Raw genomic sequence first — 13853 nt, forward strand, 5'->3', positions numbered from 1 at the left:
ATGACTGCATCGCCTGCGGGCGCCGTCGCCGGCCTCGATCTCGACGCCCTGACCGCCCACCTGCAGCGCGTACTCGACGGTGGAGTCTCCGGGGCACTGACCGCCTCCCTCATCGGCGGTGGCCGTTCCAACCCCACCTACCGCCTCGCCGACGACGAGCACGTATGGGTGCTGCGCCGACCGCCGTACGGGCACGTGCTGCCGAGCGCGCACGACATGCGGCGCGAGTTCACCGTCATCGACGCCCTCGGCGGCACGTCCGTGCCGGTGCCCCGCGCGGTGCACCTGTGCGAGGACGAGAGCATCCTCGGCGCGACCTTCTACCTGATGGAACTCGTCGACGGTGTGGCCGTCGGCACCGTCGACCAGGCCTCGGCCCTCACCCCGGACGAACGCCGCCGCCTCGGGTTCTCGCTCGCCGACACGCTCGCGGCGCTGCACGACATCGACCCCGGCACCGTCGGGCTCGGCAGCTTCGGACGCCCGGACGGCTACCTCGAGCGCCAGCTCGGCCGGTGGGCGAAGCAGTGGGAGGCGTCCCGCAGGGTCGACCGGCCCGAGGTCGCGGTGCTGCTCGACAAGCTCCGGCGCGCGCTGCCGCAGACCCGCCACCCGGGGATTGTCCACGGCGACGTCAAACTCGACAACGTCCTTGCCGCGCCGCAGGACCGCGGACGTATCGCCGCCGTACTCGACTGGGAGATGGCCACTCTCGGCGACACCCTCGCCGACATCGGAATCATGCTGAGCTTCTGGGACGTTCCCGGTGCGACACCCAACCCCATCACCCGCGGCCTCGCCACCCTCGACGGCTTCCCCACCCGCGCGGAGCTGCTCGAACGCTACGCCGGCGCGCGTGGCATCGACCTCGCCGACGTCGACTGGTACATCGTCTTCGCCGACTTCAAGATCGCCGTGATCCTCGAGGGTATCGGTGCTCGCCACGACCGGGGCGAGACGGTGGGAGAGGGCTTCGACGGCATCGCCGACATGGTCGGACCGTTGCTCCGGCGCGCCCTCGATCTCGCCGCCACCTCGGCCCTTCCCGCATTGCGCCGCTAGGCGACCACTCGAACCGGAGGAACAATGGATTTCGAATACAGCCCCAAGGTCCGCGAACTGCAGGACCGGCTCACCGGCTTCCTGCAGGAACGCATCCTGCCGGCCGAGCCGATCGCAGCGCAGCAACTGGCGAGCAAGCCCGACTACTGGGGTGCCCCGCCGATCATGGCCGACCTCAAGGCTTCCGCCAAGCGGCAGGGGCTGTGGAACCTCTTCCTCCCCGAGGCAGGCGGGGCCGGCCTGACCAATCGCGAATACGCTCCGCTGGCCGAATTGACCGGATGGAGCCCGCATCTCGCCCCGGAGGCGCTCAACTGCGCGGCGCCGGACACCGGGAACATGGAGCTGCTCGCCCGCTACGGCACCGACGCTCAGAAGCAGCAGTGGCTCGGCCCCCTGCTGGAAGGTGAGATCCGGTCCTGTTTCTCGATGACCGAACCCGACGTCGCCAGCTCGGACGCGAGCAACGTCCGCCTCGAGATCGCCGACGACGGCGACGAGTGGGTGTTCACCGGCCGCAAATGGTGGTCCACCGCCGCACTGCGGGAGGACTGCCGCGTCGCGATGGTCATGGGCGTCACCGACCCCGACGCACCCGCCGGCTCGAAGCACTCGATCGTGCTGGTCCCGATGGAGACCCCGGGCCTGGACATCGTCCGCTCCACGACCGTGCTCGGATTCGACGACCGGCACGAGGGCGGGCACGGCGAGATCGTCTTCGACCGGGTGCGGGTGCCCAAGGAGAACCTGCTCGGCCCGCGCGGCCAGGGTTTCGCCGTCGCGCAGGCCCGCCTGGGTCCGGGCCGGATCCACCATTGCATGCGCCTGATCGGCATGGCCGAACGCGCCGTCGCGCTGATGACGGAGCGGGCGCGCACCCGCGTCGCATTCGGCAGGCCGCTGGCCGACGAAGGGGTCGTGCAGGCCACCGTCGCCGACGCACGCATCCGGGTGGATGCGGCTCGGCTGATGGTGCTGCGGGCTGCCTGGCGGATGGACGTCGAGGGCGCCAAGGCCGCCCGGCACGATATCGCCGCCGCCAAGGTGCTGGTGCCGCAGACGGTGAAGGAGATCGTCGACGGCGCCGTCCAGATCTTCGGCGGTGCGGGCCTGTCCCAGGACACTCCGCTCGCGATGCTGTACTCGCAGGCACGGTTCCTGCAGATCGCCGACGGCCCCGACCAGGTGCATCGCCGGTCCCTCGCCCGCGCCGAGTTCGCCGCCACCCCGGTGCTGCACGAGGTGCGCGGATAGGGCCACCTGGGAGCGCCCAGTCGACAAATCCCCGGACGCTCCGGAGCAACTCGTGCAGGTGCCTCGGCCGCTCGGATGGACGCGCCCCGTGCACGCAGGGGCGGTGAAACAGCGCCCCGTGCACGTAGGTGCGGTGACCAGCGCCCCGGGCAGGTAGTGCCCGTCAGAGGGGTCGCGCGATCACACCCCCATCGCGGCGACGATGCCGGCCGGATCCACCACGCGCACCGGACTGCTGGTGCGCAGCTCGCCGAGAACGCGTCCGGCGATCTGCAAGGGGTGCCGAACCGGCTGGGACGCGACCTCGAACCGACGATTCGGCCTGCCGCTCGCAACGAGAGGCAGGCCGAATCATATTCGTAGTCGATAGGATTCGCGGTCCTGTGTCACACCGGAGTGTCGACGAAGCGCTCCTTCAACTTGCGCTTGACCAGTTTGCCTGTCGGTGTGCGGGGCATGTCGTCGCTGAACACGATCCGGCGCGGAAGCTTGTACTTGGCGAGGCGGCCGCGGAGGTGGTCGGCCAGTTCGGCGGCGAGCGTGTCGTCGCCGTCGACGCCTGGTGCGGGTTGGATCACCGCGGTCACGATCTCACCCATCTCGGCATCGGGCACCCCGATCACGCCGGCGTCGAGGACCTTGGGGTGCTCGACGAGCGCGTTCTCGATCTCCTGCGGGTAGATGTTGACCCCGCCGGAGATGATCATGAACGAATCGCGGTCGGTGAGGAACAGGTACCCGTCCTCGTCCAGGTAACCGACGTCGCCGGTCGTTGTCCACGCCGGGTGGCGCGGGTGCTGGGCATCGCGGGTCTTCTCCGGCGCGTTGTGGTATTCGAACGGCAGCACGTCGCGCTCGAAGTAGATCGTGCCGATCTGCCCCGCGGGCAGGTCGTCGCCGTTCTCGCCGCAGATGTGGACGATCCCGAGCGCGGCCCGGCCCACCGTTCCGGGCTTACGCAGCCATTCGTCCGTGCCGACCAGGGCGAGGCCGTTGAGTTCGGTGGAGGAGTAGTACTCCGACAGAATCGGACCCCACCACGCGATCATCTGTCGCTTGACCTCGATCGGGCAGGGGGCTGCGGCGTGCACGGCGACCTGCAGGCTGGACACGTCGTAGCGGGAGCGCACGTCCTCCGGCAGTTTGAGCATGCGCACGAACATGGTGGGCACCCACTGGCTGTAGGTGACCCGGTACCGCTCGATGTACTCGAGGGCCTTCTCGGCATCGAAGCGGTCCATCACGACCACCGTGCCGCCGAGGGCCTGCACCGCGGCGCACGTGCGCAGCGGCGCCGCGTGGTACAGCGGTGCGGGGGACAGGTACACGGTCTCCGAATTCACGCCCCACACCGAGGCATTCATTGCGGTCATCGTGTCGCCGGGTTCGTGGACCTGGCGGTCGGGCAGGGCGGGCTTGATGCCCTTGGGGCGGCCCGTGGTGCCCGACGAGTAGAGCATGTCCGTCCCCCGCGGCTGATCCGCAAGTGCCACGTCGGACTCGGCAGCTGCGGCCGCATCCAGGTCGGCATACCCGGGAAGCGTGCCGCCGAAGCCGAGGCGGTGCTCGGTGTTCGGCAGCAGGGCAGGGAGCTCACCGGCGATCTCCGTGAGCGCGGCGTCCACGATCACGGCCTTCGCGCCGCAGTCGTCGACGATGTACGCGGCCTCGCCGGGGGTGAGATGCCAGTTCACCATCGTGACGTAGAGACCCGACCGCATCGCCGCCCAGTAGATGTCGAACACCCGGGGTGTGTTGGTGGCGAGCACCGCGACATGATCGCCGCGGCACAGTCCCAGCGCGCGGAGGTGGCGGGCGATGCGGATCGAATTGGCTTCGAGTTCGGCGAAGGTGACCGTCCGGCCGGTGTCGGCCATGATCACGGCGGGCTTGTGTGCAGCGGTGTCGAGATAGGCACCGGGATACATGGGTTCTCCAGGGTTCGTTCGGTGGGCGACGAGCTCAGTGGCGACGACGAGCTCAGTGGCGACGACGAGCTCAGTGCCGACGACGGGCGAGGGCCACCAGGCAGGCGAGGGCGAGGACCGAGAGCGCCGCGATGAGCAGACCCACGCGCCAGAGGTTGGCGACCTCCCCGTTGATCAGCGCGACCATCGCCATGGGCGCCATGCCACCGAGGATCGCCGCGGCCTGGTATCCCAGAGATGCTCCGGAGTAACGGATCTCCGGCGGAAAGAGCTCGGCGAACAGGGCGGCCTGCGGTCCGGTCTGGAACGACATGACCACACAGGAGACGATGAGCGCGACGGCCAACGGCAGGATGTCGCCCGACGAGGACGCCCCGATGAGCAGCCACATCGGCACGGCCCACAGGCCCATGCCGACGATGCCGATGCCGTAGATCAGCTTGCGGCCGTAGCGGTCCGACAGGTAGGCGGTCAGCGGCACCATCGGTACGAGGACGCCCGCGGCGATCAGGATGATCGCCAGCACGTCCGAGCGCGCGATGCCGAGGTTCGTCGTAGCCACCTGCACCGAGCCGGTGATGGTGATGTAGAACATCACGATGCCGACCAGATAGGTGCCGCCCGCCATGAGCACGGTGCCACTGTTGTGCCGGAGGACCTCGAGGACCGGGGAACGTCGCTGGGCCGGCGCGGCCGCGAGCTTGGCCTCGACCTGCTGGAACTCGGGGGTCTCCTCGAGGTAGCGGTGGATGGCGAACGCGACGAAGAGCATGAACAGGCTGATCCAGAACGGCACGCGCCAGCCCCACGACGTGAACGCCTCGGGCGAGACCGCCCACGCCACCGCCAGGAAGACCGCGTTACCCATCACCACGCCGATCGGGATGCCGAGCTGGGCGAAGCTTCCGTAGAAGCCGCGGCGATCGGCCGGAGCGTACTCGGTGGCCAGCAGGACCGCGCCACCCCACTGCGCCCCGACGGCCAGGCCCTGGCAGATGCGGAGCAGGACCAGCATCGCGGGAGCGAGCCAGGTGATCGACGTGTTCGGCACGAAGCCGATCAGGGTGGTCGCGACACCCATGAGCAGGATGGCGGTCACGAGCACCGGCTTGCGCCCGTACTTGTCGCCGAAGTGGCCCGAGACGATCCCGCCGATCGGGCGGGCGACGAAACCGACGGCGACCGTGGCGAACGAATTGAGCGCGGCCACGACCTCGCTGCCGGTGGCGAAGAACGTCTTGTTGAACACGAGCGCCGCGGCAGTGGCATAGATGAAGAAGTCGTACCACTCGAGGGACGTCGACACCGCTGCGGCGAACGCGGCCTTACGGGCCGCCCGCCGCGTGTTCTGCGGGGCGGCGTGCTGTGGAGCGCCGGGCGTCGTCTCCTGCGCCTGTGAAACCGAGGGGGTGGCCATGGCTGCCCTTCCTGCGAACGTATGTAGCCAATCGATCGTTCGGTTAGCAGTCGACAAGTTATGTGACGCGCCGCACAAAGTCAAACTCGTGTCGGGGCGCGGGGACGCACTGGTGGGAGCTTTCCGGCGAGGGGGTTCGCGGGGCCGGCGTCCCCTGGCGCGGGTGGCGCACCGCCTGGAACTGGTCGGATGGCATTGGGAGCTGCCGAAGGGGCGGTGACCGGGGCAACTCCCCGTCCTCGTGGGCGCGAACAGTGCGAGGGCGCGTGGATGGGGTCGGATTCTCTAATGAAAGCTTCGTGTTCTCAGCCGACCGACTGTTTACTCGGCCAGACTGGAAGCGCGGGCGGGGACGTTGCCGCGAGGTGTCTCGCCGTCGGCGATCATTGGGCGGGCATGTCGCTTCCGGCGGTCGCGGTGCTGCGCTCACGCGTCACGTCGTTGCAGGCCCTGGGTCACGTCGCTGTGGTCAGGTGCAGGACCAGGGGCAGAGTCGCCGTGGAAAGGACTGTCTGTGCTCCGGTGATGGATGCCATCAGTTGCGCGTCGCCCCCCATGCGGCCGGCGAGGATGTACGCCGAGGGCGCGGTGGGGACGGCGCAGATGAGCACGACGGCGGTCAGGGCCGCGGCGGTCAAGCCCAGCGCACTCGCGAGGGCTGCGGCAGCCAGAGGAAGGGCGATCAGTTTGATCGTCGACGCGATGGTGATGTCGAGGCCGTCGCGCAGCCGCACCCGAAGAGTGATCGCCGCCCCTGCCACGAGCGTGCCGGTGAGGAGTGCGGGTTCTGCCAGCATCTCGACCGGCACCGCGATCGCCGAGGGCAACCCGATTCCGGTGAGGTTGAGCGTCAAGCCCGCGAGACATCCGAGGATCAAGGGATTGGTGGCCAGGTGGCGCCACGTACTCGTCGTCGCAGCCTCGTGATCGCGGGCACCGAAGAACGACAGCGCGGTGACCGAGACGACGTTGACCAACGGAACCATCACCGAGGCCGCGAGTGCGAATGCGGCCACCCCGGCGGTGCCTTCGAGCGCCGAGGCGAACACCAGTCCGATGTAGGTGTTGATGCGGATGCTTCCCTGCACCAGCGAGGTGAGCTGCGGCCCCTCGGCCCGAAGCGGTCGACGCAGGGCGACGAGCAGCATCGACACGGCCAGGACCGGGATCGACAGGCTGAGAAGCAACGGAACCGGCGAGACCTCCCGCAGCGAGGTCCGTGCGATCGATTCGACGAACAACGCAGGCGTGAACACGTGGTAGCTCAGCCACTCCATTCCACGCCAGAAGCCGGCGTCGGTGACGACACGGCGACGGAGGACAGCGCCCAGGGCGAGGACGAGAACGACAGGAAGGACGGCGGTGGTGACCAGGTGCACGCGACCACCGTGATGCAATCGGTCAGTGCAGTTCAACCATGACAACATGACCGGCGCGCTGCTGGCCGCGGACCTCGTGAACCTTCAGGCGCGGGGCGTGTGGACCGTCCCGGAGGTCGAGGCGGTGCTTCGCGGGCACGCGATCCGGTGGTCGGATGTCGGCGAGAGCGACTTGCCGACGCTGCGCCGGTGGTCGACCCGGCTCCGGACGGTGTTCGTGGCACCCGACGAGGAGCAACGCTGCCGATCGATCAACGCCCTGCTGCTCGACGGGGTAGCCAGCGTGTACCTCACCACTCACGACAACCGCCGTCCCCATCTGCATTTCACGCCGGACGAGAACGACGTCGTCGGGCGCGTGACGGCGGTCACCGCGGGCGGGCTCGCGATCTTCACCGTCGAGGCCGAGGGGGGACGGCTGGGCGCATGCGCGAACACGGGATGCAGTCTTGTGTTCGTCGATACCAGCCGTAACGGCCGCCGGGCGTACTGCAGTGCCCGTTGCGGTAATGCGGACGCGGTGCGCCGCCACCGAGCCAGGAAGTCCCACTGAACACTCGTTCCGACGGCGCGACTCGTGCGCGGCCACATCGTCACGCAATCGGTCGACGCAGTACGAGCATTACGCGCCGGTCTTCCCGGACCGGCGGAAACGCCGGACCTCGCCGGCCTGTGGCGGTAAGGCGCGGCGAGGTCCGGCGGCGAACCGGCACCGGTCGCGCCGATCAGTCGGGTCGGTCCGCGAGCTGCTCGGAGAGCTCGAACAGCTCGGGGCAGTGCTTCGGCGCCAGCATGTGGTCGAGGAACACGAGCAGGGGAACCGCCAGTGCCCGTACCGTTCTGGTCAACACGGGAATGTCCTTCCGGTGCAGCGGGTTCGGGTCACCGATAGACCAGGCCACCGTCGATCAGCCCGGACTGCCCGGTCATGTAGTCGGAGTCCGGGCCCGCGAGGTAGGAGACGTAGGCCGCGACGTCCTCCGGTGTCTGCGCCCGGCCGAGCGCGATGCCGCCGACGAACTTCTCGAACGTCGCTCCCTTCGGTGCCCCGGTCAATGCCGCGAAGCGTTCGTCGATGGTGACCCACATGTCGGTGCCGACGACGCCGGGGCAGTAGGCGTTGACGGTGATCCCGTCGGAGGCGTACTCCTTGGCCGCCGCCTGCGTGAGCGCCCGGACGGCGAACTTGGTCGCGGAGTACACCCCGAGCATCGCGAAGCCCTCGTGACCGGCGATCGAGGACGCGTTGACGATCTTGCCGCCGTGCCCGCGCTCGCGGAACTTGGCGGCGGCGACCTGGATGCCCCACAGCACGCCTTCGACGTTGACCGCCATGATCCGCGACACCTCCTCGGGCGTCACGTCGGCGATCGGGTTGACCTGGGCGATGCCGGCGTTGTTGACGATGATGTCGAACCCGCCCAGTTCGGCCTCCGTCCGGTCGACGGCGGCCCGGATCTGCTCGCGGTCGGTCACATCGGCAACAACGGAGACCGCCTTCGAGCCGGCCGCCCGCACCTCGTCCTCGACCGCGGCGAGCTTGCCGCCGTCGACATCGAGCAGTGCGACGGCCGCACCGTCGGATGCCAGTCGCAGCGCGATCGCCCGTCCGATGCCCTGTCCAGCCCCGGTGACCAGCGCGACCTTGCCTTCGATGCTCATGCCGACTCCCGTTCGTAGTGATCTGTGTCACTCGAAGGCAATCAGTGCGGCACGCGGCGCTCAAGCGTTGCAATGCGCTGCATCGGGCGCGATGCCCGCGCCGGTAGGGTCGGATCCGGACGGACGGAGGAAGCCATGAGTACGCTGCAGACGCTCGATCGTGGTCTGCGCGCGCTCGACCTCATCTCCCGGTCACCCGCCGGAATCACGGTCGCGGACCTCGCCAAGGAGCTCGAGATCGCGCGGGCGATCTGCTACCGGATCGTCGCCACGCTCGAAACCCACTCGCTCGTCGTGCGGGCCGACGACGGCCGGATCCGGCTCGGCGCCGGTGCCGCCGTCCTTTCGTCGCGGTTCGTGCCGCAGTTCCAGCACGCGGCCGGCCCGGTGCTGCACGACCTGGCCGAGCGCACGCAGGCGACGGCCTTCGTCTCCGCCGCGCACGGGAACGAGTGCATCGTCATCCTCGTCGCGGAGCCGGAGGGAGCGCTCCTGCACGTGGGCTACCGGGTGGGCAACCGGCACCCGCTCGACCGCGGTGCGGCCGGGATCGCGATCCTCGCGCTGCGGCCCGAGGACGCCCGCGACCCCGACGCGGTGAAGCAGGCCCGGGAGCTCGGCTACAGCGTCACCCGTGGGCAGCTCGAACGCGGCGCCGTGGGTGTCGCTGCCGGGGTGCGCGCGCCCCGGGGGGCCGGTCTCGAATGCAGCGTCGGGGTGGTGGCCATCGCCGGTCTCGACGTCGACGCCGCGGCGCTCGCCGTCCAGGACGCGGCAGCGCGCCTGAGCGTTCTGCTCACCGACTGATACCCCCGCTGCCGGGCACGAGTCCGGGAATCGACGGTACTCCGGTGCACATCGAACGCGGGGCGGGAGAAAGAACGGCCGGGATGCCTTCGACTCCCTGCCCCTTTCAACGTATATCGCGCACGGGGCCTTGCCGCAAGGCCCCCGTCGTGCTGCAGAATCGTCAGTCGAAGCCGGGACCTGCGGAAAGTGGGGATTCGCAGGTGTGACCGGACGTGATCCCGGGGGAGTCGCGCCGCCGGTGGGGATCTGCGGGCGCGGGACGCCGGGCGGGCCGCCGGCCCGCGTGGAGGGGTGGCCGAAATTCAACCAGTGAACGGGGTTTTCATGATCGATGTGATCGTCGTCGGCGGTGGACCGACCGGCTTGATGTTGGCCTCCGAGTTGCGGCTGCACGGCGTGCGCACGCTCGTGCTCGAGAAGGCGACCGCACCGAGCGGGCAGTCGCGCGGGCAGGGTCTGCACGCGCGCAGCGTCGAGATGATGGACCAGCGCGGCCTGCTGGACCGGTTCCTCGCCGTCAGCGAGAAGTTCCGGGTCGGCGGTCTTTTCGGTGGAATCGTCAAGCCCTGGCCGGACCGGCTGGACACGGCGCACCCGTACGGCCTCGCCACTCCGCAGCCGGTCACCGAACGGTTGCTCGACGAGCGTGCCCTCGAACTCGGTGCCGAGATCCGGCGCGCCTGCGAGGTGGTCGGGCTGAGCCAGGACGATCACGGGGTGACGGTCGAATCGGCCGACGGCGCTCGGCTGCGCTCGCGGTACCTCGTCGGCTGCGACGGCGGCCGCAGCACGGTGCGCAAGCTGCTCGGCGTGGGCTTTCCCGGTGAGCCCAGCAGGGTCGAGACGCTGCTGGGGGAGATGAGGATGACCGAGGACCCGGCGACGGTGGCCGCCGTCGTCGCGGAAGTCCGTAAGACCCAGCTGCGGTTCGGCGCCGCACCGCTCGGGGACGGGATGTACCGCGTCGTCGTGCCCGCCGACGGGGTGAGCGAGGACCGGGCGGCCGCACCGACCCTCGGGGAGTTCACGCAGCAGCTGCGGGCGATCGCCGGCACCGACTTCGGTGCGCACTCGCCGCGCTGGCTCTCCCGCTTCGGTGACGCCACCCGGCAGGCCGAGCGTTACCGGGTCGGCCGGGTGCTGCTGGCCGGCGACGCCGCGCACATCCATCCGCCGACCGGCGGGCAAGGACTCAACCTCGGCATCCAGGACGCGTTCAACCTCGGCTGGAAACTGGCTGCGGCAGTGGACGGCTGGGCGCCGGCGGGGCTGCTGGACAGCTACCACGCCGAGCGGCACCCGGTGGGGGCGCGCGTGCTGGCGAACACCCGCGCGCAGATCGCGCTGATGGGAACCGATCCGGGCGCGACCGCGCTGCGGGAACTGTTCTCCGAGCTGATGGATTTGGCGGAGGTGAACCGGCACATCACCGAGATGATCACCGCCGTCGGGGTCCGCTACGACTTCGGCGACGGGCACGAGCTGCTCGGCCGGCGGATGCGGGACGTGGCGCTGAAGCGAGGCCGTCTCTACGAACTGATGCACGGCGGCCGTGGGTTGCTGCTCGATCGGACCGGCCGGTTGTCGGTGGCGGGCTGGGCGGATCGGGTCGACCACGTCGTCGACGTCAGCGAGGAACCGAACGTGCCCGCGGCGCTGCTGCGGCCGGACGGCCACGTGGCATGGGTCGGTGACGACCAGCAGGATCTGCTCGGGCGGCTGTCCGAGTGGTTCGGTGCCGCCGCCGGCTGAGGGCGCGATCGTGGCTGTTTCCGGCCGAGCGGGTATTTTTCGGGACGTCCGGTTTGCCGGGTTCCGGTGTCGGGCACAGGTTGCCGGGCGCGGGGGAGAGACGTGTTCCCTCTAGTGGAGTCCGCCGGATGTGACCGCCGCTGCGGCTTGACCTCCTCTGTGACGCCCCTTACTCTGCTCCTTGTCCTCATAGAGGACGAAACTGTTCGATAAAAGTAACAGTGCAGGTGGAGAGGTTTTCGGTGTCAGTATGAGTGCATCAGTTCCGGCGTCGGCGTCCGCGTGCCCCGTCGATCACACGGCCCTGACCGGCGGCTGCCCGGTGTCGGCGAACGCCGCGGCGTTCGATCCGTTCGGGCCCGCGTACCAGGCCGATCCGGCCGAGTCGCTGCGCTGGTCCCGCGACGAGGAGCCGGTGTTCTACAGCCCCGAACTCGGCTACTGGGTGGTCACCCGCTACGAGGATGTGAAGGCGGTGTTCCGCGACAACCTCGTGTTCTCACCGGCCATCGCCCTCGAGAAGATCACCCCGGTCTCCGAGGAGGCCACCGCCACCCTCGCCCGCTACGACTACGCCATGGCCCGGACCCTCGTGAACGAGGACGAGCCCGCCCACATGCCGCGCCGCCGCGCACTCATGGACCCGTTCACCCCGAAGGAACTGGCGCACCACGAGGCGATGGTGCGACGGCTCACGCGCGAATACGTCGACCGCTTCGTCGAATCCGGCAAGGCCGACCTGGTGGACGAGATGCTGTGGGAGGTACCGCTCACCGTCGCCCTGCACTTCCTCGGCGTGCCGGAGGAGGACATGGCGACGATGCGCAAGTACTCGATCGCCCACACCGTGAACACCTGGGGCCGCCCCGCGCCCGAGGAGCAGGTCGCCGTCGCCGAGGCGGTCGGCAGGTTCTGGCAGTACGCGGGCACGGTGCTCGAGAAGATGCGCCAGGACCCCTCGGGGCACGGCTGGATGCCCTACGGGATCCGCATGCAGCAGCAGATGCCGGACGTCGTCACCGACTCCTACCTGCACTCGATGATGATGGCCGGCATCGTCGCCGCGCACGAGACCACGGCCAACGCGTCCGCGAACGCGTTCAAGCTGCTGCTCGAGAACCGCCCGGTGTGGGAGGAGATCTGCGCGGATCCGTCGCTGATCCCCAACGCCGTCGAGGAGTGCCTGCGCCACTCGGGATCGGTCGCGGCGTGGCGACGGGTGGCCACCACCGACACCCGCATCGGCGACGTCGACATCCCCGCCGGCGCAAAGCTGCTCGTCGTCAACGCCTCCGCCAACCATGACGAGCGGCACTTCGACCGTCCCGACGAGTTCGACATCCGGCGCCCGAACTCGAGCGACCACCTCACCTTCGGGTACGGCAGCCATCAGTGCATGGGCAAGAACCTGGCCCGCATGGAGATGCAGATCTTCCTCGAGGAACTGACCACGCGGCTTCCCCACATGGAACTCGTACCCGATCAGGAGTTCACCTACCTGCCGAACACCTCGTTCCGCGGTCCCGATCACGTGTGGGTGCAGTGGGATCCGCAGGCGAACCCCGAGCGCACCGACCCGGCGGTGCTGCAACGGCAGCATCCCGTCACCATCGGCGAGCCCTCCACCCGGTCGGTGTCACGCACCGTCACCGTCGAGCGCCTGGACCGGATCGCCGACGACGTGCTGCGCGTCGTCCTACGGGCTCCTGCAGGAAATGCGTTGCCCGCGTGGACTCCTGGCGCCCACATCGATGTCGACCTCGGTGCGCTGTCGCGGCAGTACTCCCTGTGCGGTGCGCCCGACGCGCCCACCTACGAGATCGCCGTTCTGCTGGACCCCGAGAGCCGCGGTGGCTCGCGCTACGTCCACGAACAGCTCCGGGTGGGGGGATCGCTCCGGATTCGCGGGCCCCGGAACCACTTCGCGCTCGACCCCGACGCCGAGCACTACGTGTTCGTGGCCGGCGGCATCGGCATCACCCCCGTCCTGGCGATGGCCGACCACGCCCGCGCCCGGGGGTGGAGCTACGAACTGCACTACTGCGGCCGGAACCGTTCCGGGATGGCCTATCTCGAGCGGGTCGCCGGGCACGGGGACCGCGCCGCCCTGCACGTCTCGGCGGAAGGCACCCGGGTCGACCTCGCCGCCCTCCTCGCGACGCCGGTGTCCGGCACCCAGATCTACGCGTGCGGGCCCGGACGGCTGCTCGCCGGACTCGAGGACGCGAGCCGGCACTGGCCCGACGGTGCGCTGCACGTCGAGTACTTCACCTCGACCCTCACGGCACTCGACCCGGACGTCGAGCACGCCTTCGACCTCGACCTGCGCGACTCGGGACTCACCGTGCGGGTCGAGTCCACCCAGACCGTCCTCGACGCGTTGCGCGCCAACAACATCGACGTGCCCAGCGACTGCGAGGAAGGCCTCTGTGGCTCCTGCGAGGTCACCGTCCTCGACGGCGAGGTCGACCACCGCGACACCGTGCTCACCAAGGCCGAGCGGGCGGCGAACCGGCAGATGATGACCTGCTGCTCGCGTGCCTGCGGCGACCGACTGACCCTCCGACTCTGACTCACCCGATCCGAAAG

Annotated in this window: 11 protein-coding genes; 6 read left to right on the plus strand and 5 right to left on the minus strand. The window is 69.5% G+C overall.

Annotation, left to right across the window (positions count from 1 at the left end; all coding sequences use genetic code 11):
• Window positions 1-1062 (plus strand): phosphotransferase family protein, encoded by a 1062-nt coding sequence (locus QNA09_RS25355; RefSeq protein WP_010596228.1) that lies wholly within the window; start codon window positions 1-3, stop codon window positions 1060-1062.
• 24 nt (window positions 1063-1086) lie between these two features.
• Window positions 1087-2316, plus strand: a complete 1230-nt coding sequence (locus tag QNA09_RS25360; RefSeq protein WP_248957413.1) for an acyl-CoA dehydrogenase family protein — start codon at window positions 1087-1089, stop codon at window positions 2314-2316.
• 386 nt (window positions 2317-2702) lie between these two features.
• Here the strand turns inward: QNA09_RS25360 and QNA09_RS25365 are convergent, their stop codons facing one another.
• The 3 genes from QNA09_RS25365 to QNA09_RS25375 form a co-directional block, all read right to left on the minus strand.
• A complete protein-coding gene (locus tag QNA09_RS25365) occupies window positions 2703-4244 on the minus strand; it encodes an acyl-CoA synthetase (protein ID WP_248957415.1) in 1542 nt (513 codons plus the stop codon).
• Between the two features lie 70 nt (window positions 4245-4314).
• Window positions 4315-5661 (minus strand): MFS transporter, encoded by a 1347-nt coding sequence (locus QNA09_RS25370; protein WP_099528119.1) that lies wholly within the window; start codon window positions 5659-5661, stop codon window positions 4315-4317.
• 455 nt (window positions 5662-6116) lie between these two features.
• Window positions 6117-7040 carry an AEC family transporter gene (locus QNA09_RS25375; protein WP_010596223.1) on the minus strand — a complete coding sequence of 308 codons (924 nt, stop codon included), beginning with the start codon at window positions 7038-7040 and terminating at the stop codon, window positions 6117-6119.
• A gap of 46 nt (window positions 7041-7086) precedes the next feature.
• Between QNA09_RS25375 and QNA09_RS25380 the strand changes: the two genes are divergently transcribed.
• Window positions 7087-7593 (plus strand): CGNR zinc finger domain-containing protein, encoded by a 507-nt coding sequence (locus QNA09_RS25380; RefSeq protein WP_237713785.1) that lies wholly within the window; start codon window positions 7087-7089, stop codon window positions 7591-7593.
• A 172-nt stretch (window positions 7594-7765) separates the two neighbouring features.
• On the opposite strand, the gene QNA09_RS25385 is transcribed toward QNA09_RS25380, so the two are convergent.
• Both QNA09_RS25385 and QNA09_RS25390 read right to left on the minus strand, forming a co-directional pair.
• Entirely contained in the window at window positions 7766-7891 is a 126-nt protein-coding gene (locus tag QNA09_RS25385; RefSeq protein WP_272942274.1) for a hypothetical protein, read from the minus strand.
• A gap of 31 nt (window positions 7892-7922) precedes the next feature.
• A complete protein-coding gene (locus tag QNA09_RS25390) occupies window positions 7923-8702 on the minus strand; it encodes an acetoin reductase (RefSeq protein ID WP_248957416.1) in 780 nt (259 codons plus the stop codon).
• Between the two features lie 135 nt (window positions 8703-8837).
• Here QNA09_RS25390 and QNA09_RS25395 point away from each other — a divergent pair, with 135 nt between their 5' ends.
• From QNA09_RS25395 to QNA09_RS25405, 3 genes are all read left to right on the plus strand, one after another.
• Complete coding sequence (locus QNA09_RS25395; protein WP_040271453.1) at window positions 8838-9509, plus strand: IclR family transcriptional regulator; 672 nt, start codon at window positions 8838-8840, stop codon at window positions 9507-9509.
• 327 nt (window positions 9510-9836) lie between these two features.
• Complete coding sequence (gene rox, locus QNA09_RS25400) at window positions 9837-11264, plus strand: rifampin monooxygenase (RefSeq protein WP_308072143.1); 1428 nt, start codon at window positions 9837-9839, stop codon at window positions 11262-11264.
• 250 nt (window positions 11265-11514) lie between these two features.
• Complete coding sequence (locus QNA09_RS25405) at window positions 11515-13836, plus strand: cytochrome P450/oxidoreductase (protein WP_308072144.1); 2322 nt, start codon at window positions 11515-11517, stop codon at window positions 13834-13836.
• Window positions 13837-13853: the final 17 nt, after the last annotated feature.

Origin of the sequence: Rhodococcus sp. AH-ZY2 (assembly GCF_030916465.1) — a bacterium.
Taxonomy (GTDB): Bacteria; Actinomycetota; Actinomycetes; order Mycobacteriales; family Mycobacteriaceae; genus Rhodococcus; species Rhodococcus ruber.